Below are 19651 nucleotides of genomic sequence, written 5' to 3'. Positions count from 1 at the left end.
ACAGAAATTATATCAAATTTTAATTTCCTACAGGAGAAAAAAACAAAATGAAAGTAGTAGTAATTGGTGGAGGGGCCGGTGGGCTTTCCACAGCTTCCAACATACGTAAATACGACGAAAATGCTGAAATAACCGTTATAACTCGGGAAGAGCACATAGCATACTCTCCATGTGCAATACCCTACGTATTGTGCGGGGAAGTAGATTGCTTTGAAAATATAATCATGCATGAACCAGAGGATTATCTGGAGCGGAATATCGATGTTATAATTCAAGCAGAGGTAGTTGAGGTAAAAGAAGCGGAAAATACTATTAAATACCATCTACAAGAAGGCCAAAATGATGTTGAAAAGGAATTAAAATATGATTATCTAGTAATTGCCACAGGAGGTTCTCCTTTTATTCCACCTATGGAAGGGTGTTACCTGGATGGAGTTTTCAAAATCCGAACAATTAAAGATGGAAAACAAATAATGAGATGGGCTGAAAAAAGCAAAAAAGCTATTGTGGTAGGTGCTGGATTAATTGGCCTGGAAATTGCTTTTGGCCTTAAAAATATGGGCTTGGATGTCACCGTGACCGAAATGCTTCCTCAAATCGTTCCTCGCTCACTGGATCCAGACATGGCCAAAATAGTCCAAAATTACATTGAGAAAAAGGGAATAAATGTAATTTTAGGAACACCTATTGAAAAAATCACTGGGGAAACACAAGTGGAAGGTGCCATATTTGGTGATGAAGAAGAAATAAGAACCGATATGGTTATTTTAGCTACTGGGGTGCGCCCGGAAACCACCATGGCTAAAATGGCGGGTTGTGATTTGGGAAGATGGGCCATCGAAGTAAACGAGAAGATGCAAACCTCGGTTCCCAATATATATGCTGTAGGGGACTGTGTTGAGGTATATGATGCCATAACTGGCCATAATACTCAATCTCCTTTAGGTTCCACTGCAGTAAGACAGGCTAAAATTGCGGCCCGGAATATTGTGGGGATTGATGCTAAATTTAACCCGGTTTTGAACTCCATGGTATCTCAGGTAGGTAATCTGGAATTTGGAGCGGTTGGTTTGACCAAAACATCTGCCTTGCAGAATGGAATAAAAGTAATTTCTGGCAAAAGTAAGGCCCTTACCAAGGCCCGTTATTATCCTGGGGCAAAAAGAATTGATGTAAAAATGATCTGTGATATGAAAGGACGAATCATAGGTTGCCAAATCATCGCTGAAGAGCGAGTGGCCGAAAGAGTGGACACCATGTCTCTGGCCATTGCCCAGGAAATGACTTGTGCAGAATTGGCCAATACAGAATTTTCATATGCTCCTCCAGTTTCTATGGTTATAGATCCTATTATTCTAGCAGCAGAGGATGCTTGCGCTAAACTGCAACGTATGCATAAAAGAAAGGAAAATAAAAAAGATTCAAACCACAATATCTCGAATAATCTTAAATCTTGATTATTTTGGAGATATTTTGAAAATTAAAACCTTTTTACCTTTTTTCTTATTTTTTCCTGTTTATTTTATTTAGCAACAATTTCTTTCTCTTTAGAGCTTAATCCCATTAAATATCCTCCAAATCCAATCAACCACAGCACTATGGGGTAAGCGACCCATCTTTCAACTCCGCCCCCTCCCATAATTGGTATAAAAATAATGGCGGTAAATAAGAAAAACAGGCCAGTAATTCCAAATAAAACGGATAAATATTTAAATGGCGAATTGATCAAGCGGTAGGAGTAAATAGCAGATACTCCTCCGCTGATGAAAGTGGTCAGAGCAAATAGAGGGTGCTGAGGATTCACATTTCCTGGAAATATTCCCACACCTAAAGCTCCTAATCCTAATAATCCTATTAGAATTGTCGCTATTTTATCATTTAAGGCCCTAAATAAGAAATAAGTACCTAAAAGAACTAAAATACCCACTATAATCATGCTAAAATTGAATATGGTGGCGGATGGCTGGGTTATGATACTGTTTGGTGGTTCGGTGGCCCCCAGATCACTAATCATACTATCTGAAGTGGTGTAAGTATATTTTTCAGGATAGAAAGTCTCAGCGGTAATAATCCCCATCAAAATTATAGAACCTACCAGGAAAAAAAGAAGCCCGGAACGGGTGAGATTTAATTTATTAGAATTTTTTATTTTTTCGGTCATAGAATCACAATTTTATATAAAATCTGATTAAAATTATTTTGTAAATTCAATTATTTTTATTTTACAATTTATAAACTAACGTTCGTTAGTAGCAGTGTTTTTCAACCTATATAAAACTAACGTTAGTTCTAAACAACTAGATTTGAATATATGATTAATTTTTTATTATAACCAAAAAATTAAGATAAATTCTGGAATTTAAATTTTTAAAGATAAAAAAAGAATTATAAAAAAATTAAAGGAAATGGAGAGAATTAGATGATTCCTTGGAGGCGGCACATCTTATTAAAAATTAATTGAATGGATTTCAATTAAAAGTATCTCTCCAGTAATCCCTGTAACATTTTGGCGTGTCTTCCTTCATCTCTAGAGCTTTCATCAAAGAAATCATGGGCAGGATCAATATCACATTCTTTAGCCAGTTTGGCTGCCGCCTTTTTCTCATTGTTGGCCATGGTTTCGCCTTCCAACATCATTTCCAGGTTTTCTCTTAAGGAAGTTTTGATAACACCGTTTAATTCAGCAAAATGCGATGCATGTTCTGCTTCTTCCCCGGCAATGGTTTTCAAGGTTTCAGCAATTTCTGGAAGTCCTTCTCTTTGGGCTAATCGGGCCATGGCCAGGTACATTCCCACTTCTTGACATTCACCATTAAAATTGGCTGCTACAGCTTTTTCTAAGTCAGTTCCTTTACAAATTCCAATTTCGTGTTCGTTTATAATTTCCATATTTTATTCCTCCAAATGGTTTATTTTATTTTTGTGAGTTTAATGCCCGGTTCCCCGGGACATTTTATTTTTATATTATTTCGCAAGGTTAGGGGGTTTTAGCGAATATAAAATTAAATTAAATAATTGAATGCTGGTGTTTAACTTATTGATTAAAAAACCAGATTCATCATTTACAATGTTTTAACTTTCTGGGCCAGTTTTTTACCCACTTCAAAGATGGCATCCAGCTCGTCCTGGTCAGGAACATATAATATTTCGTATTGTTCCCTGACATTGAATCCGCAGTCAGTTAAATCCTTGGACAGGCTGGCCGGTGCTCCTCCTTGGCCACCCATGGATCCAAAGGTGACTGCCAATCTTTCTCTTCCAGTACGGTCGAATTTCAATCCTCGGAGATAGTAAATAAGGTCTCCCACACTAGGGAATGGTTCATCATAAATGGTTGGTGCACCCAAGGCGATAGCTTTACTGTCCAGTATAGACTTAACAATCTCACTTCGCTCATCTTCGTGGAGGTAGTAGATTTCCACGTTAATTCCCTCACTCATTACACCTTCAGCCAGTGAATGTGCCAGTTTCTGTGTGGAGGAATGCATGGTATCGTATATGATGGTGACCTTGTCCTCGCACTTTCCAGTGGCCCATTCACTGTAGGCCCCAATAACTTTCATAGGGTCGGTCCAGATTTGACCGTGTGATGGTGCAATCATTTTTATTTGTTCTAATAATCCTAGATCGGTGACTTCCTGGAATTTTTTCAACACTAATTTGGATAATGGTGTAATCAGGTTGGCATAGAACTTTTTAGTGGCATCCATTAGAATGTATTCTGGAATTTGATGATCGTATCTTTGTGGGAAGCACAGATGCTGTCCAAATGCATCATTTGGGAATAATATGCCGTCTTCCACCAGTAAGGTGAACATGCTGTCTGGCCAGTGCAAGAGGAAAGCTTCTAAAAAGGCCAGAGTTTTTCCTCCCAGTTCCAGAGCTTCTCCAGTACCTACTTTCACGAATTCTGCTCCTTCCAGAGCAGGGAAATGCTTTAAAAGACCAGGAATTGCAATTTCTGTGCAGTAAATAGGGGCTTGTGGGAATTTCTTATGTAATTCTACCAGTAATCCACTGTGATCTTTTTCCACGTGGTTTTGAACAATAACATCAATATTAACTTCTCTTCCCTCTTGCTGGAAGGCGTTTTCGATTCTAGCATAGAGTTCTGGGAATTTTCCAGGGTAGGCATTGTCAATTAAGGCCACTTTTTTCTCACCGAAAACCAGGTAGGCATTGTAGCTAGTTCCATTCAAGGTGTATCCATGGTAAGTTCTCAAATCCCAATCTAATACTCCTACCCAGTATACTCCATCAGTAATCTTTGTTGCTTCTGCTTTCATATTTTCACCGTTATAAAACTTTATTATTCTATTTAAATTATTTTAACAATTCAATGAACTCATTGAACAACGATTTCGTGTTATTTATTGATAATTTATTTATTATGTCATTATTTATTGTCATTGTTCAACTTGTTTGTCTTTCCTAGAATATACTATACTATACGAACTAATATATAATATTTTCTGTTCGCTTCTCCTCGAACATTCTATATTGGGCGAACTATTATATACTAAAACCAGCATATCATTATTCAGGTAGATCAAATGGAAACCCCAAAGAACGTGCAGAAAAATATAATGTCGGAAAATAATAATAAAAGCCCTATAAAGATTTTTTCAACTCCAAAAGGACTAAATGTAGTTAAAAGCCCTGTAAAATCCATTATACTTTCTGCTTTAAGAGAAAAGGAACTGAGTTTCGACGAGATAGTGAAGGTGACTGGAAAATCTAAATCCACCGTTTCGGTCCATCTCAAGGCCCTATCTCAAGACGGGGTAATTGGATCTAAAACTCATCCTGCAGATCAACGTAAAAAGATATTTTTCATTAATTCTCGTTATATTGGTGAATTAAACCAGCAAGAAGTCCAGGAAAGAGAAGAAGAAAAAGTAGAATTTCTTATAAAGAATTTAATAAATAATGGGGATCCTTTTGAATTTTTCCGGCTCATGTTCCACACCTTAAGGGTGGCAATGATTAAAGAAGGCATAAATCTGGACCCTATACTTAATCAGACTGGGATGCGCATCGGGGAGGTATTTTATCGACAACTGGAAAATAAAAAAACCAGCGAGCTATTAAAAAATCTGGCCGATTTCTGGGTATCCAATGGCCTGGGTAGGTTGGAGATAGAAAATTTAAATCCTATTACGGTACGGGCCTATGACTGTTTTGAATGTGGCCTTCTTCCTAATGTGGGTGAATCTGCATGTGCAATGGATGCTGGAATATTGGAAGCTGTCTTTTCGGCTCATTTATCTCAGAAAATTATTGTTAATGAAATTAAGTGCTATGCTAAAGGAGATAAGTACTGTTGTTTTGTTATTGGATCTTTGGATGAGCTTTCTGAAGAGTTGTCTCCTGATTAACTTTTTGAATATTAGTTGAATAATAATCTGATTTTGTAGAAAAATTAACTTTATTAATATTTTTTGTTAAATAAGTCAATTTTTATATTTAAAAATTCAAATATTATAATAATAATAATAATAATCGGAACATTTTTCTGATTTTAAATCCATTAAGGAATTTTAAAAGGGGGAATAAATATGGAAAATCAGCAATTTTCAATAGTAATTAATGCTCCAAAAGAAAAGGTCTGGCGCACCATGCTTGATCTGGATACTTACAAAATATGGGCCGAGCCATTTATGCCGGGTTCTTTCTATGAAGGGGACTGGAATCAAGGCAGTAAAATGCTTTTTCTGGCACCGGACGAGAAAGGGAAGATGTCTGGAATGGTGACCCAGATTAAAGAAAGCAGGCCTTATGAGTTCGTTTCTATTGAACCTACAGGTGTGGTGGAAGATAGAAAAGAAAATACTACAGGTGAAGAGGCCAAAGAATGGGCCGGATCACATGAAAATTATACCTTTAAAGAGATTGATGGCAAAACTGAGGTAATAGTGGATTTATCAGCGCCTGAAGAAATAGATGAAGAATTAAAGCAATATCTTCTGGATGCCTGGACAAAAGCTCTACAAATACTAAAAGAACTGGCAGAAAAATAGAAAGAGCTTGATTTGATAGTAAAAAAGGCATCTAATATCTAAAATAAATTAAAATAATTAAATAAATATTTAATTAAATTAAGTTTTTTAAGATTTAATCGATTTTAATCACGGGAAAACTTCACCAGGGTGGTGGAGAGATATTTCTTATTTTTAACAAAACCTTGCACCACTTCTTCATTCTCCATGGTACAGTTCTGCACGGAAATAATTTCTTTATTCCGCTCATCGGCCTCAATAGTGTTCTCTAGCAATTCACCATGGCGGGAAGTTTTCATTATAACGAAGGTATCTCCATCGTCTAGAATGTTTTCCAGTCTATTATCCACTTTAGGAACAATAACTAGTATCTCATCCTTTTCTACCAGTGGAATACCTGCTGCTGAGGCACAACCTGTAAAAGATGTTATGCCTGGAACCATTTCTACATCATATCCTTTCTCCAGGATCCTCTTTTGAAGGTAGGAGAAGGTACTGAATATGGAAGGATCTCCTAAGGTCACAAAGGCCACGTCATCTCCATTTTCTAAATGAATGGCCACCATGTCTGCGGCCTGGTCCCAGTGTTCTTCCAGAGACTTTTTATCCTCAGTCATAGGAAAAACAGGTTCCAGTGTTTCATAATCATCTTTTCTATTACTTAATGTGGGCTGAACAATGGCTAGAGCTATGCTGGGCTTTTCAGGGGCTGATCGAGGGGCACATATCACTGCTACTTCGCTTAAAATTTTTCCGGCCTTGATAGTTAGAAGTTCAGGGTCACCAGGCCCCACTCCCACTCCTATTAATTTTCCTTTTGACATAAAATACACCTAAGGTCCTTATTATTTAAATTAGTTAGTAAATTTTTTGTAAATTAAAAATCATTGATAATTAATATTATATCTGAATTAAACAGTTAATTACTCTAATTAATTCTAATATAGAATAAAATAATGAATTTTAAACTTTAGAATAAGCGTTTAGAATATTAATTTCTATTTTATACACATTGCTTATATTTATTTATTTATAATTTAATTTAATAATTTCAGATTTTTTTTAATCTATTTGCTTAATTAACCATTATAAAATGGAATTTTTAAAGTTTTACAAAGACCAACTGCTTAATACCTCTGGAGAAGAGCTTATTAATACTTTTCAAATGGTCTCTTTAAACTTATTTATAACATCAAAACTAATATATGTGGCATGGCAAACCCTCTTTTTTGTCCTGATTGTGGAATGATGAGAAATCGTTGTATATGCAGTGATAGGAATAAAACTAAAAGTACAAACTCTTTTAAAAGTAAAATAGAATCTTACGTTAGGCCTGAGAGCACAAAACAGGAGAAATCCAGAGATATACTTTATAACAAATCCTATAGAAATTCTTCTCCAAAACCCTCTACCTATACTCCAAAAAAACCTTCCAACAGCACTATTCTTTCATCTTCCCGACGGAACGAAATAAAAAGTAGATTCCCGGACATCGACGAGGAAATTATTAACAATTTCCCTTTTCCAGATCCGAGAGAAGGGCAGCTGGACATTATATCGGATATTAAAAATGCTATTGACGAAGGATTTCGCTACATTGTCCTGGAAGCAGGAACAGGAACTGGTAAATCTGCTATAGCCACCACCTTGGCCAGAATATATGAACCGGCCTATATTTTGACCATGACTAAACAGTTACAGAATCAATATGCGTATGAATTTGATTTTGGCCAGGTAAAAGGTAGGGGCAACTTTTCCTGCAAGACAGATGATCTGGAATCTGGTTGTGACATTGGGACCTGTCAAACCACTCCCAGCTCTAAAAAATTCCATTGTCGCTATGGGGTGAGCAAATCACCAACTATTGGAGCCATTGAAGCATTCGAGGATTCTTTTGGCAATCCAGTATTTTTCCAATCATCAGACCACTGTCATTACTGGGATCAAAAAGCGGATGCAGTTAATAGTGACATCACCCTCATGAATTATGATTATGCCCTTCTGGAACTGAATTACGTGGGGCATTTCGGAGCAAGGGACCTCATGATATTGGATGAGGCCCACAACATTGAAGATAAGCTCATGAGGAGATTAGAAGTGATCGTTTCCAATCAGAGACTGGAAAAAGATATTAAAAAGGTTATTCCTCCAAAAATGGCCACATTCACCGACCCTAACGATTGGATATTGCAGGTGGAGTTTTTAAGAGATTCCTACCAGGATATAAATGTTAAAGACATGCCTAAAAATAAGGCAGATAGAATAAACCATACCGTTTCTCGACTGGGAGATCTGGCTGAAAATCTGGAGAAAGAACCTAAAAATTGGGTAGTAGATCCTAATCAGGGCGGAGTTTCATTTAAGCCACTTAGAGTTCATCATTATGCTGAAGAGAATTTATTCAAACATGCAAAAACCTGTATATTCATGAGTGCTACTATTCTTTCTCATCAGATGTTTTGCAAGTGGTTAGGCCTGGATCCCCGGGAAGTATATTTCGTCAAAGTGGACAGCCCATTTCCCGCATCTAAACGGCCTATTGAATTCAAATTAGCAGGTAAGATGTCTAAAAACCGTATTAAACGGACTGCTCCTGATACTTTACCTATTTTAAACAAGATTCTTAAAAGGCACCAGCACGATAAGGGGCTGATTCATACTCACAATTACCAGTGTCAAAATTATATCATGCAAAAAATTCCTAACTCTCGTTTAACACCCCACAATTCTATGAACCGGGAGCGAGTTTTAAAGCAATTTGAAAATAGTTTATCGCCTCTGGTCCTGGTGAGCCCTTCCATGAGTGAAGGGGTGGATTTGCCCTATGATAAGTGCCGTTTTCAGGTTATTTACAAGGTTCCATTCCCTTATCTGGGCGATAGACAGGTAAACATGCGCCGAAAACGTGACCAGAAATGGTATGCCTATAAAACTGTAATGACTCTTATGCAGGCCTATGGGCGGGGAATGAGGGCCCAGGACGATGAGTGTTACACCTATGTGCTGGATGAGAATATAAAAATGCTATTTAAAAGTCCATTGTACCGTTCTCTGGTACCTGAATTCTTTAAAGAGGCCGTTATTGAGGATGAATGAACTGATTAATGTGTTTTAGATAAATATCCTGAATTACATAAATGGCTTATATAATGGCCAGGATATATTAAAATGGCTTTTCGTTCTTTTCTACAGCTTTTATAACTTTTTTAATTCTTCTTTTCCGGGTATCTGGCCTTTTAGCACTTACAATTAACCACAAAACCTGTTTTTTCACAGAATTTGAAAAATTGTTATAATTTGAGCGGGCCTCTTTATTTTTTTTAAATTCAATTTCTAGATTATTGGGAACAATTAAATCTTCCACATCATCCATTATGCTCCAGGAACCATTTTTCTTGGCAATTTCAATTTTCTTCAGACCAGCAGGGGTCATGGTACCTAGTTTTATAAGTTTTTCCACCCGTTGCTTGTTTATACGCGACCAGGTACTGTTTGGCTTGCGGGGAGTAAATAATTGCATATATCGCTCTTCATCTAGAGCATGGGCCGTGCTGTCAATCCAGCCAAAACTAAGGGCCTCTTCCACAGCATCATCATAGGATACCCTTGGTTTTTGGCTTCCTTTTTTATAATAAATGATCCATATGCCTGCTGAGGTTTTATGGTTATCTTTTAGCCACTGCTTCCATTCTTGGCGGGTGGCCGGATAATAACGGCCTAAGTGGGAGCTGGGAGATTTCATCATGTTTGATATTATGGTGGTGATATTAATTAAAAAATTTCTAATTGAATTTAAAAATTAATTAAGAAAATTAAACTGAAATTTGTGATAAAACTAAATTTAATGTCAAAATAAAATCTGAAAATAAAGTCAAAAACATAAAGAATTAATAACTATTTTAAATTACCAGTAATGATTAAAAAAGCAGAATTAACAAATGGTAGTTCTCTAGAGGCCATAGAGAGCGAAAGGTGATTTTTCAAGTCAATTGAAAATCGGCCTCTGTCAACGAACTATAAAAGTAATAGTATAGCGGACCTGGGGGGATTTGAACCCCCGACCTTGGGATCCGAAGTCCCACGTCATATTCCAGGCTAGACTACAGGCCCTTAATTATAAATTTAGTCTTAATATAAGCAAATTAGTTGTTAGATGGTTTTCCCTTATAAACTATTCTGTTAAAAATAAAAAAAATATTTAGAATTATTCTAACAAAATTATATTTCAGAACCACCATCCGGCGCTTCTTTTTCTATAATTTCATTCTCAGGTGATAATTCTGTTTTCATATGGCAATATAATAGTCCAAAAAATCTGTACTGGTACATTAAACTGTAACTACTGATTAATAATGATACTAGGAGACCTATCAATAACCCGGCCAATCCAAAAAATTCTATTGAAGAGAATAGATCAGATATTAAAGACAATAAACCAGCTATGATACCCGCTATGAGGACATAAGCAAAGTAGTTTAACCAGCCCATATTTTTTATGATTCCTAATATTTTTTTAAAGTCAAAAGCGGCTTCTAATTTCTTTTCATAGGCCATATTGTTCACAGCGGTAATATAGATCAGGTTGATTATTATAAAAACCAGAAGTCCTATAATCAGCAAAACAATAGAACTTGCTGAAATACTCATCATAACCACAGATAGGATAATGAGGATAGCTGGAATCAAAAAGTAGACTATTGAGATTAAAATCAGCTTTAAACCATCTATATACATCCTACCCCATTCCACAAATTCCGGCAACTCATTTTTGCCCTGAGTGGTTGCTTCAATAATTCGCAGGGAATAACCCATAGTCAGAGGAAACAAGAATATTGTAATGCTACTTAAATATAAAAGAAAAAGTCCTAAAAATCTTTTCATATCACTAAAAGGGAATTTAATTGAATTTGAAATCATATCTCCAAGGTTCATGCATATTACTCCAGTAAAGTTCTTTGTTTTAATTAATTTAGCTAATTCTTAATATTACATTTTCTGAATTTATCTTTTAGATTTTTTAATATTTGAATGAATTTTCAATTCTTGCATGTGTTTATAAAAAAATAAAAAGTTATATTTAATTTTCATTGTTCTGGGCAAACCGAGGCTGCTTTTCTGCCAATTTTTCATGGTCATCTTCATTTTCTACTTCAACTGGATAAACAAGGCCCATAAATCTTCCTTGGAAGGCATATTCAAATGAACTGACTACTAAACCTATTATTATCAGGCTTAGGATGTAACCACCGACTCCAAAACTTTTAAGAAGATCAGGCAAAATCAGGCCAATGGTGGTGGTTAAAAAGATAACGCACACGAAGAAAATTCCGCAAATCAGATATTTTCCCCAGCCCAGCATTTTAATCTCTTTATAAATCTCTTTAATTTCAAAAGCGGCCCCAAATTTATTTTTGTAAACCATGCGGGGTAGGGCAATCATTTGTATCAGATAACTCAGGGCCAGGAGTATTATTCCAATTCCCAACAATACTAGGGGCAAGGTACCGTCAAACATTTGAAGATTCAAGGAATAGGCGGAACCAGAGTACATGGCCATAGTTTGATCACTGATCTGACCGGTTGCCAGTATGTTTTTACTAAAAGAGGTATATATTGATATCATAATTGCTAAAATTATGAATATTCCTGCGGGAATAGAATATACAAGATTCACCAGCAGAAATTTTAATCCATCAATAAACATATCGACGAAATCTTCAAAAGGGGGCATTTCATGAATTCCCTGAGAAGTATTTTTTATTATTCTCAGTAAATATCCTCCGGCCAGTATCATGGGCAGTATGAGGGAACTGAATATCAGTATAAATCCCAGGGTGAGGAATCTAACTGGATTGGAAAATGGAAAGGTAATTGAGTCGGATATTATTTCTTTAATTTTCATTTTATGTCTCCTTTTTTAATTATTTCATCAATTTCAGTTGTTTTTAAATACACTAAACCTGCAAATCTGCTTTGGAATATTTGTAAATAACTTAAGGCAAATAAAATCAGGAACATATATTCTAAAGCTCCTAATTTAGGCCAAACTACGATTACCGTAATTATAGTTTCCATTAAGGTGAATATTAACACAAAAATGAAATATTTGCCATTTCCCAGTTTTTTTATTAATCCAAATATTTTTCTAACATCAAAAAAGGCCTTAAATTGTTTTGTATGGGCCATATTGCTCAAGGCCATGATGAAGAAATAATAAAGAACTAAATTGACTAAAGTAAGGATAATAAGAGATAATATGTTATTTCCTTCTAAATTAACACCCATGACCATTAAAAAACCGCCGGGAATCATCAAGATCATAAAGCCGCCTATGATATATTTCAGGCCGTCTTTAAACATTAATTTCCATTCATTAAATTTAGGGGCCTCATTTGAGCCATTAGAACTTGATTCTACGATTCTTAATAGATATCCCATTCCTAGAATAAAGGGCAATACTAAAGGACTTCCTATAAATAAGATTATTAAAATTAACCATTGTTTCAAGTTGATAACTGGAAATTTTAATGAATCAACAAATACTTCCTTAAAATTCATTTTTTAACCTCTATCACTTTCATTATTCAATTATTCGTCTTGTTTTCTGGATAAATCAAACCTGTAAATCTGCTGGCAAATATTATTATATAGCTTAAAATCACCAGACTAAACAATATAAAACTTATATTTCCCCAGATTCCGTTAAAGCTTATAAGATTTTTCATTATCCCTATCGGAACCTCGTTTATGAATTCAGCCACCAAGGTAAAAATAACTAATAAAAACGTGTATTTTTTTATTCCCACTTTTTTTATTAAATTAAATATTTTCTTAATGTTAAAAGCAGATATAAAACGTTTTTCATGGGCCATATGGGCCAGAGACATGACAAAAAACATGTTGAAGGCAATGGTGAAAACGGCGGTTATAATATAAGTTTCTGGACTATTTAATGTAGTAAAATTGATTAAAAGTTTTTCTAAAGCCCATAGAATGCCATAAAAAATTGTTCCAAATATTAGGAACATGCCCAGGAATTTCGCACCATCCAACAACAGATTTCTCTTAGTATCATAGGCCCATAATTCTTTAGAACCTTGAGTTGTCTTCCCGATTAATTGAAGTAAGTAACCGCAGGCCATAATTCCGGGAATTATTAAAAAACTGGTTAAAAATAGAATAAATATGGTTAGAGTTTTTTTCAAATCCAGAAATGGATAAATAAGGGAATCTTTAATGATTTCTTTAGATCTCATGTCTTATCATCTACTTTCTCATATCTATGCTTCATTATTAGTTTTATTTTCACTTTTAAGAGATTTAATAGGATAAATTAATCCCCTGAATCGGCTACCAAATATCAATATGTAAGTGCTTATTATCCCATTGAATATCACATAAGCAAGGAATGAGTAAGAAATATGATTTTCCCAGACCATAGGAATATCTAGGGGACTAATGAAAATGACAGTTGAACTGATGACTAATGTGATAAGATCAACACCCTCTACCATCAATGTAAAGAAAAGCAGATAAATCAAGTATTTTTTCCAACTGACCTCATTAATTAAGCTAATAATTTTTCTGAATTGAAATGCGCCGAAAATGGTTTTTTCATAGACCATATTGCTCAGACCCATTAAAAAAATGATATTCACACCGAAACCAACAATTAGTGAGATTAAAAAGGATGCATAATTCATTGAATTTGGATCAACGGTTAAGAATGCCAATGAAATGAATGAGGCAACTAATAATGGGATTGCATAAATCATGCTAACTATAATAAACTTTATACCATCTATTATCAGTTTTTTGAGGTCATTAAAAGCAGGAAATTCATCTGAGCCTTCTAAGGTACTTTCAATAATCCGAATTAAATAACCATTTAATATTATACCAATGGGAATGATTATTAGAATAAATTGGCCCAGGAATATGGTACTTGAAACCATAATTAACAAAATTAAAAGTTTTCTCCAATCACTAAAAGGATAACGAAGGGAATCTACAAATACATCACTAAAATTCATGTTTATTATCTCCTATCAGTGTAAATATTATTAGATTAATACGATATGTTATAAATTTATTGAAAAAAGTCTCTTAGGGATAAATTATATACATCTTTTAAAAAACTAAATTCATTACTTTATAATTATTAAGGAGATTATCCATGCTTGCCAAAAGAATCATTCCTTGCCTGGACTGCGATTTGCAGGTACCCCACGGCCGGGTAGTAAAAGGAGTAGAATTTAAACAAATCCGCTATGCCGGGGAACCAGTAGAACTGGCCACCAAATACTATGAAGGCGGGGCCGACGAAATAGTATTCTTGGACATCACTGCTTCTCACGAGAGAAGGGAAACCATGGCCGACGTCATAAAGGCCACCACCGAGAACGTATTTGTGCCTATATGTGTAGGTGGGGGCATAAGGAAACCAGAGGACTACGTAAACATGCTCAAAGCTGGAGCAGATAAATGCTCCACCAATACAGCGGCCATTCACAATCCAGACCTCATCAGTGAAGCTTCCAAGATAGTGGGATCCCAGGCCTGTGTCATAGGCATAGATGCCAAGAGAAGGTACATTGAGGACGAGAGCGAGGCTAAGGATAAGATAATTGTAGAAACTAAAAAGGGCCTGGCCTGGTTTGATTGTAGTATCTATGGTGGCCGTGAGTTTACTGGTATGGATGCCATTGCCTGGGCTATGGAATGTGAGGACCGGGGAGCTGGAGAGATTCTACTCACTTCCATGGATAGGGACGGCACCAAGGATGGCTATGACCTGGAACTGACCCGGGCCATAAGTGAAAGTGTGGACATTCCCGTAATTGCCTCGGGTGGTGTAGGTACTCCGCAACATGTTCTGGAAGCTTTCACCCTGGGCAAAGCAGATGCCGCTTTGGCCGCCAGTATCTTCCACTTTAATGAGTATCCTGTGGATGTGGTGAAGGCCTTCTTAAAGGATAATGGTGTTGTGGTTCGGGAGTGAATTAATTATTTTTTTCATATATTTGGGGTGAATTCATGAAAAAAACAACTAAACAAAAAAATGAAGAAGCAGAAAACATGGTACTGGCCAAGATCGCCGAGATGCCCGAACCAGATCGGGCCATGGGACAGCGAATCCACGAGATCATCAAGGCCACTGCACCAGACCTCACACCGAGACTCTGGTACGGAATGCCGGCCTATTCCAAGGACAGCAAGGTCATCTGCTTTTTCCAAAACTCGCAGAAGTTCAAAACAAGGTACTCCACCTTAGGCTTCAATGAAAATGCCAACCTCGATGAAGGCCATATGTGGCCCACGGCCTTTGCTATTATGGAATTGGGGGCCGAGGAAGAGGCCAGGGTTATTGAGTTGGTTAAGAGGGCTGTTAATTAGGGTGTTTCATTTTTGCGAGTATTTTGGCGTTATATTCTACTAGTGATTCCGAATGAACTACTCCTATTAGATTGAGCATTTGAATAGTTTTATTTCCTAAATAATGAATCCAATTATTGCTACAATTTCTTATTATCAAGATTTAAACCCCACCAGAAAATTATTTTATTATAGAAAAATATTATGATATTAAGGGGATATTATGAAAAAAGATGATAAAAAATTAGAAAATAGTGATGAAACTGAGTTAGAATCCTCATTTTGGAGACATAATAACACTGTAAGTTTTATAACGATTTTAATGATTTTAATTCCATTAATATTAATAATTATCAATGTTTTAGTTTATTTTAGCGTAATTAAAAATGAATATAATCCTGGGTTTAATTTAGCTAATTCAATAGCACTATTCACGGCAAGTATTGCTATTTCAGGAACATTTTATTCAAACTATAGAAATGATATACGGAGCATAAATCAAATACGCTCAGCGAATGAAAGACTGACAGTACAGTTATATGATCAAAAAAATCAAATGATGCAACAATCATCAGTGCAATATAAAAATTCTATTGAACAATTAAGAAAACAATTCAAACATAATGAGCAACAATCAAAAAAACAATTAGAACATAGTGAAAAACAATTAGAGAAACAATTAATATTTGATCGGGAACGAGATGTAATGCTTGAAATTTATGAGTTATTATACCGAAATAGTGGATCTATTTATTATGATTATGACAGAATTCAAAGCTCAGATGCATATATTTTAGATTTTAGAATGAATATTTTTTATGGATTAGAAAAAATTCAAGACGATATTAAAAAATTTTATTTTATTCCGGAGAATATTAGAACTGTAATATCCGAATTTATAAAATATATTAATTCTATTAATGAATTTGAAGCAAATATCAAACCAGAAATATTATTTTATGAGAAATCTGATATCTATCTTAGAAAAATATATGAATTAACTGAAAAATATACCAAAATTGAAATAAATAGAAATTAGATATCCAAAACATCACCCATATCACACACCACCCCAGCAGGGGCCCTATCTAAATATCTAACGGCCTTCATGGCCCCAGTCACAAATGACTGTCGGCTGTGGGCCCGGTGAGTTATTTCTATCCGTTCCCCTTCTCCGGCAAAGAGTACGGTGTGATCGCCTATGATGTCTCCACCACGGACGGCATGTATTCCTATTTCTCCAGGAGTTCGCTCCCCTACCATTCCCTGCCTACCAGGGACAAAAGTATCATCTTTATCTCTTCCCAGTGCCTGGGCCATGATTTCATAAGCTTTAAGGGCAGTTCCTGATGGTGCATCTGCTTTATGCTGGTGGTGGGCTTCTATTATTTCCATATCATAATCATTTAGAATCTTGGCCAGATCTTCAATGACTTTAAAGAATACATTCACCCCTATGGCCATGTTAGGTGAGATGACTGCTTTTATCCTATTTTTTTCTACAGCTTCCCTTATTTCAGCTAATTGTTCATCTGATAATCCAGTGGTGCCTACCACTACATTAACTCCGCATTCTGCTGAAATTTTAATGTTGTGAGTGGCGATATGGGCCCTGGTGAAATCAAGGAGAACATCAGGCCTTTTTTCCTTTAAAACCTCGAAAAGTTTTTGGGCACCATTTATAGGAACACCTATATTTCCTACACCTATTACTTCCCCCACATCTTTTCCTTCCAGTGGAGTGTCTGGTGATCCCAGGGCCGCCACCAGTTCCATATCGTCCTGTTTTAGAATGTTTTTAATTATTTTAGTGCCCATTCTTCCATTAGCACCAGTTACTGCTATTTTAATCATCTTGTTCTATCTCCATTTACAAATTTAAGGGCCATGCTCAGTTATTATACTAAATTAAAAATTAAAATAATTATTCTGCTTTCTCTACCAGCCCGTCAGGAACTTCCTCCTGAGATACCGGTGAATCTTCACCTAAAGGTATTTCTTTAAGGAAGAAGGCCACTATTAATCCTACCAGGGCCAGTATAATGGCCAAGAAGAAAATATTCTGGATAGAAGTCACCAGAGCTTGAGTTTTACCTAAAGTAGCGGCCGAACTCATCAGGGTGAGGTTCATAATGTATCCAAATATGGGAACAAACACAATAGTCCCAATATTTCTGAAAAACCGCATGGAAGCAGTCACAATACCGATATCTCGCAGGGTAAATGCATTCTGGGCAGTTATATTGAATAAAGGATAGGCCATTCCAGAACCAATACCCAGAATAGTGGAATATGCTACCAGTAGATAATACGGCGTATCAGCATTCATGGTAGAGAGAAGCACCACTCCTATTCCAATTATAATAAATTCAGCAATGACCAGGTTTTTATATTTCCCTCTCCAGGATATGATTTGCCCGGTGATTATAGAGGCCAGGGTAAGACTAAAAAGCATGGGAATCATTAAAAGCCCGGAATCTGTAGCACTCATGCCTAAAACGCCCTGGGCAAATAAGGGGACGTAAATTACTCCACTGAACATCAATGCGGCGGACAATAAACTTTCTATTGATGAAATGCTGAATATTGAATTTTTAAATAACCTCAGTGGTAAAATCGGTTCCACCGCTTTTTTCTCAGCCCGGATAAACAATACAAACATGGCCAATGAAAATAAAAAGAGCCCTACTATCTCAAATAAGGGATGGGCATTTAGATCTCCCACAAAGGTTAAGGCCAGGAACATGGAACTTAAAGCTAAAGTAAAGGTAATGATTCCTGAATAATCAATGACTTTTTTAATATCTGGTAATTTGAAATTGGGAATTGAATAGAGAATCAGGCCCACGGCCATGATTCCAATGGGAACATTTACAAAAAACACTCCTCTCCAGCCAAAATTATCCGTAATTACGCCTCCCAGAACAGGTCCTAAAACATCGGCCAGGGCAAATACAGTGGCCATTATTCCCAGGTACTTGGCCCTTTTTCGGGCACTGAAAATTTCTCCCACTATGATAAAGGGGAGAGATATTAAAATTCCGCCTCCAATTCCTTGAATTCCTCTAAATAATATCAATTGAAATATATTAGTGGAAAAACCACACAGGATGGAACTTATAACAAAGATGATGATTCCCGTAATTAAAATATGTTTTCTACCATAAATATCTGATAATTTACCAAAAATGATTATAGCAATGGTGGAGGTTAACATGTAAGTGCTAAAGGGCCATACATAATATTCCATGCCCTGCAGACTGCTAATGACCCGGGGCATAGCCGTGGCCATGATGGAGTAATCAAAGGCCGCTACCAAAAGACCAACCATTAGTCCGGCCATGATCATAATTATTTTATCTTTAGCAAGGTTATAGGGGGTTTCATAAGTCATTGTTATCACGGGTGGCCTATTTTTACAGATACGGTTTTTATCGTTTTTTACGATTCTTGGTGAGCTTTAATTCTTTAATCACGTTATTCAAAAAGATAAAATAAATTTTATTTGTTGAGTTATCATTCTTCCTTAAATAAGACTTTAGTCCGCATTTCTTCTAAATTAGAGACTATACGAGATAAATCGCTGGCAGGAATACTAACCATGATTTCTTCTGGAGTGAGGCCCATACTCTGCCTGGCGGCCACATCACCGAACCCATAAGTGACTTTTCCAGCCATATACGGGGTGGCCGCCATGGAACTGCACATGGGAACTGCATCGGCGCCCAGTCCGTGTTCTCCAGAATCATAGGTATTGGCGTGAAGTATTTCCATGCCTTGCTTGGCATTGCAGAGTATAAATATCACATCTACTTCAAATTCAGCTTTTTTTAAAGGAGCAAAAACCACGGAACTAAAAATTCCAGGTTCTATGTAGGTTTCATTTTGTCTGGAGCGCTGCACCGCAGGAATGTTTTTATATAAACCGCGGGGAACCATAAAAGCACCACTTTGTACATTGGCCGGGTATTCGGCCATGTCTTTAAGCCCGGAATATCTAGCACCACCCATACATTCTTCCTCTTCCAGTGTGGAATAGAATATTTCGCCCTGCATGGCTTTTCTAAGTTTTGCACAGAATCGGGATTTTCCTTCTTCCTTTTCCACGTTTCGGGGCTCTTTCACAGACCATCCTATGGCCACTGGTTCATTCTCTAATTTCAACATTTCACTTAAATTCTCACCTAATTCATTGTAATCCATTTTAACACCTCTTTACTGAATAAACAACTTTAATTTACTTAATTCACCAATGCCATGAATTTTAATATAAGTAT

General features: G+C 36.2%; 21 protein-coding genes and 1 tRNA gene. 7 read left to right on the top strand and 15 right to left on the bottom strand.

The features are described 5' to 3' along the window. Window positions 1-47 precede the first annotated feature (47 nt). Window positions 48-1457, top strand: a complete 1410-nt coding sequence (locus tag Q7I96_11125) for an FAD-dependent oxidoreductase (GenBank protein ID MDO9628153.1) — start codon at window positions 48-50, stop codon at window positions 1455-1457. 65 nt (window positions 1458-1522) lie between these two features. On the opposite strand, the gene Q7I96_11120 is transcribed toward Q7I96_11125, so the two are convergent. The 4 genes from Q7I96_11120 to Q7I96_11105 all read right to left on the bottom strand — a co-directional run bounded on the left by Q7I96_11120 (window position 1523) and on the right by Q7I96_11105 (window position 4553). After that, window positions 1523-2161: a DUF998 domain-containing protein gene (locus Q7I96_11120; protein MDO9628152.1), complete on the bottom strand. Its 639-nt coding sequence runs from the start codon at window positions 2159-2161 to the stop codon at window positions 1523-1525. 311 nt (window positions 2162-2472) lie between these two features. Then, window positions 2473-2889 (bottom strand): ferritin family protein, encoded by a 417-nt coding sequence (locus Q7I96_11115; GenBank protein MDO9628151.1) that lies wholly within the window; start codon window positions 2887-2889, stop codon window positions 2473-2475. Between the two features lie 173 nt (window positions 2890-3062). After that, window positions 3063-4286 (bottom strand): FprA family A-type flavoprotein, encoded by a 1224-nt coding sequence (locus Q7I96_11110; GenBank protein ID MDO9628150.1) that lies wholly within the window; start codon window positions 4284-4286, stop codon window positions 3063-3065. 120 nt (window positions 4287-4406) lie between these two features. Further along, the gene (locus Q7I96_11105) at window positions 4407-4553 is read right to left on the bottom strand and encodes a hypothetical protein (protein MDO9628149.1); all 147 of its coding nucleotides are present in this window, start codon (window positions 4551-4553) and stop codon (window positions 4407-4409) included. Here Q7I96_11105 and Q7I96_11100 point away from each other — a divergent pair, their 5' ends adjacent. Next, window positions 4554-5378, top strand: a complete 825-nt coding sequence (locus Q7I96_11100) for a V4R domain-containing protein (protein ID MDO9628148.1) — start codon at window positions 4554-4556, stop codon at window positions 5376-5378. 180 nt (window positions 5379-5558) lie between these two features. Then, a complete protein-coding gene (locus Q7I96_11095; GenBank protein ID MDO9628147.1) occupies window positions 5559-6020 on the top strand; it encodes an SRPBCC domain-containing protein in 462 nt (153 codons plus the stop codon). Between the two features lie 104 nt (window positions 6021-6124). On the opposite strand, the gene cobI is transcribed toward Q7I96_11095, so the two are convergent. Further along, on the bottom strand, window positions 6125-6823 hold the full coding sequence (cobI, locus tag Q7I96_11090) for a precorrin-2 C(20)-methyltransferase (protein MDO9628146.1): 699 nt from the start codon (window positions 6821-6823) through the stop codon (window positions 6125-6127). Window positions 6824-7211: 388 nt separating this feature from the next. On the opposite strand from cobI, the gene Q7I96_11085 reads away from it, so the two are divergent. Next, the gene (locus tag Q7I96_11085; protein MDO9628145.1) at window positions 7212-9095 is read left to right on the top strand and encodes an ATP-dependent DNA helicase; all 1884 of its coding nucleotides are present in this window, start codon (window positions 7212-7214) and stop codon (window positions 9093-9095) included. Between the two features lie 67 nt (window positions 9096-9162). Here the strand turns inward: Q7I96_11085 and Q7I96_11080 are convergent, their stop codons facing one another. The 7 genes from Q7I96_11080 to Q7I96_11050 form a co-directional block, all read right to left on the bottom strand. Beyond that, window positions 9163-9744, bottom strand: coding sequence for a YdeI/OmpD-associated family protein (locus tag Q7I96_11080; protein MDO9628144.1), 582 nt, complete (start codon window positions 9742-9744; stop codon window positions 9163-9165). 289 nt (window positions 9745-10033) lie between these two features. Beyond that, window positions 10034-10109, bottom strand: a tRNA-Arg gene (locus Q7I96_11075). A gap of 108 nt (window positions 10110-10217) precedes the next feature. Beyond that, on the bottom strand, window positions 10218-10931 hold the full coding sequence (locus Q7I96_11070) for a DUF4013 domain-containing protein (protein MDO9628143.1): 714 nt from the start codon (window positions 10929-10931) through the stop codon (window positions 10218-10220). Window positions 10932-11076: 145 nt separating this feature from the next. Next, a complete protein-coding gene (locus Q7I96_11065) occupies window positions 11077-11901 on the bottom strand; it encodes a DUF4013 domain-containing protein (protein MDO9628142.1) in 825 nt (274 codons plus the stop codon). Next, entirely contained in the window at window positions 11898-12557 is a 660-nt protein-coding gene (locus Q7I96_11060) for a DUF4013 domain-containing protein (protein ID MDO9628141.1), read from the bottom strand. The genes Q7I96_11065 and Q7I96_11060 overlap by 4 nt, the downstream gene beginning before the upstream one ends. A 26-nt stretch (window positions 12558-12583) precedes the next feature. Beyond that, on the bottom strand, window positions 12584-13255 hold the full coding sequence (locus tag Q7I96_11055) for a DUF4013 domain-containing protein (GenBank protein ID MDO9628140.1): 672 nt from the start codon (window positions 13253-13255) through the stop codon (window positions 12584-12586). Between the two features lie 24 nt (window positions 13256-13279). Then, a complete protein-coding gene (locus Q7I96_11050; GenBank protein MDO9628139.1) occupies window positions 13280-14032 on the bottom strand; it encodes a DUF4013 domain-containing protein in 753 nt (250 codons plus the stop codon). Window positions 14033-14175: 143 nt separating this feature from the next. On the opposite strand from Q7I96_11050, the gene hisF reads away from it, so the two are divergent. The 3 genes from hisF to Q7I96_11035 all read left to right on the top strand — a co-directional run bounded on the left by hisF (window position 14176) and on the right by Q7I96_11035 (window position 16413). Next, a complete protein-coding gene (hisF, locus tag Q7I96_11045; protein ID MDO9628138.1) occupies window positions 14176-15000 on the top strand; it encodes an imidazole glycerol phosphate synthase subunit HisF in 825 nt (274 codons plus the stop codon). A 35-nt stretch (window positions 15001-15035) separates the two neighbouring features. Next, window positions 15036-15395 (top strand): DUF1801 domain-containing protein, encoded by a 360-nt coding sequence (locus Q7I96_11040; GenBank protein ID MDO9628137.1) that lies wholly within the window; start codon window positions 15036-15038, stop codon window positions 15393-15395. Between the two features lie 202 nt (window positions 15396-15597). Continuing rightward, complete coding sequence (locus tag Q7I96_11035; protein MDO9628136.1) at window positions 15598-16413, top strand: hypothetical protein; 816 nt, start codon at window positions 15598-15600, stop codon at window positions 16411-16413. On the opposite strand, the gene dapB is transcribed toward Q7I96_11035, so the two are convergent. The 3 genes from dapB to Q7I96_11020 all read right to left on the bottom strand — a co-directional run bounded on the left by dapB (window position 16410) and on the right by Q7I96_11020 (window position 19577). Further along, window positions 16410-17228: a 4-hydroxy-tetrahydrodipicolinate reductase gene (gene dapB, locus Q7I96_11030; GenBank protein ID MDO9628135.1), complete on the bottom strand. Its 819-nt coding sequence runs from the start codon at window positions 17226-17228 to the stop codon at window positions 16410-16412. The two genes, Q7I96_11035 and dapB, sit on opposite strands and share 4 nt — an antisense overlap. Window positions 17229-17298: 70 nt before the next feature. Continuing rightward, complete coding sequence (locus tag Q7I96_11025; protein ID MDO9628134.1) at window positions 17299-18768, bottom strand: MFS transporter; 1470 nt, start codon at window positions 18766-18768, stop codon at window positions 17299-17301. A 122-nt stretch (window positions 18769-18890) separates the two neighbouring features. Then, window positions 18891-19577 (bottom strand): DUF169 domain-containing protein, encoded by a 687-nt coding sequence (locus Q7I96_11020; protein MDO9628133.1) that lies wholly within the window; start codon window positions 19575-19577, stop codon window positions 18891-18893. Window positions 19578-19651 lie beyond the last annotated feature (74 nt).

The sequence above is a fragment of the Methanobacteriaceae archaeon genome, from assembly GCA_030656015.1.
GTDB lineage: Archaea > Methanobacteriota > Methanobacteria > Methanobacteriales > Methanobacteriaceae > UBA349.
The sequence above is the reverse complement of the archived record's forward strand: the minus strand, read 5'-3'. Positions and strand labels throughout refer to the sequence as shown.

Excerpts from the sequence above, each read along its gene's own strand:
- Q7I96_11120 (MDO9628152.1), bottom strand. The coding sequence starts at position 2,161 with ATGACCGAAAAAATAAAAAATTCTAATAAATTAAATCTCACCCGTTCC.
- Q7I96_11060 (MDO9628141.1), bottom strand. The coding sequence starts at position 12,557 with ATGAATTTTAAGGAAGTATTTGTTGATTCATTAAAATTTCCAGTTATC.
- Q7I96_11095 (MDO9628147.1), top strand. The coding sequence starts at position 5,559 with ATGGAAAATCAGCAATTTTCAATAGTAATTAATGCTCCAAAAGAAAAG.
- Q7I96_11110 (MDO9628150.1), bottom strand. The coding sequence starts at position 4,286 with ATGAAAGCAGAAGCAACAAAGATTACTGATGGAGTATACTGGGTAGGA.
- Q7I96_11050 (MDO9628139.1), bottom strand. The coding sequence starts at position 14,032 with ATGAATTTTAGTGATGTATTTGTAGATTCCCTTCGTTATCCTTTTAGT.
- Q7I96_11085 (MDO9628145.1), top strand. The coding sequence starts at position 7,212 with ATGGCAAACCCTCTTTTTTGTCCTGATTGTGGAATGATGAGAAATCGT.
- cobI (MDO9628146.1), bottom strand. The coding sequence starts at position 6,823 with ATGTCAAAAGGAAAATTAATAGGAGTGGGAGTGGGGCCTGGTGACCCT.
- dapB (MDO9628135.1), bottom strand. The coding sequence starts at position 17,228 with ATGATTAAAATAGCAGTAACTGGTGCTAATGGAAGAATGGGCACTAAA.
- Q7I96_11100 (MDO9628148.1), top strand. The coding sequence starts at position 4,554 with ATGGAAACCCCAAAGAACGTGCAGAAAAATATAATGTCGGAAAATAAT.
- Q7I96_11040 (MDO9628137.1), top strand. The coding sequence starts at position 15,036 with ATGAAAAAAACAACTAAACAAAAAAATGAAGAAGCAGAAAACATGGTA.
- hisF (MDO9628138.1), top strand. The coding sequence starts at position 14,176 with ATGCTTGCCAAAAGAATCATTCCTTGCCTGGACTGCGATTTGCAGGTA.
- Q7I96_11025 (MDO9628134.1), bottom strand. The coding sequence starts at position 18,768 with ATGACTTATGAAACCCCCTATAACCTTGCTAAAGATAAAATAATTATG.
- Q7I96_11055 (MDO9628140.1), bottom strand. The coding sequence starts at position 13,255 with ATGAGATCTAAAGAAATCATTAAAGATTCCCTTATTTATCCATTTCTG.
- Q7I96_11035 (MDO9628136.1), top strand. The coding sequence starts at position 15,598 with ATGAAAAAAGATGATAAAAAATTAGAAAATAGTGATGAAACTGAGTTA.
- Q7I96_11080 (MDO9628144.1), bottom strand. The coding sequence starts at position 9,744 with ATGATGAAATCTCCCAGCTCCCACTTAGGCCGTTATTATCCGGCCACC.
- Q7I96_11020 (MDO9628133.1), bottom strand. The coding sequence starts at position 19,577 with ATGGATTACAATGAATTAGGTGAGAATTTAAGTGAAATGTTGAAATTA.
- Q7I96_11065 (MDO9628142.1), bottom strand. The coding sequence starts at position 11,901 with ATGAAAATTAAAGAAATAATATCCGACTCAATTACCTTTCCATTTTCC.
- Q7I96_11070 (MDO9628143.1), bottom strand. The coding sequence starts at position 10,931 with ATGAACCTTGGAGATATGATTTCAAATTCAATTAAATTCCCTTTTAGT.
- Q7I96_11115 (MDO9628151.1), bottom strand. The coding sequence starts at position 2,889 with ATGGAAATTATAAACGAACACGAAATTGGAATTTGTAAAGGAACTGAC.
- Q7I96_11125 (MDO9628153.1), top strand. The coding sequence starts at position 48 with ATGAAAGTAGTAGTAATTGGTGGAGGGGCCGGTGGGCTTTCCACAGCT.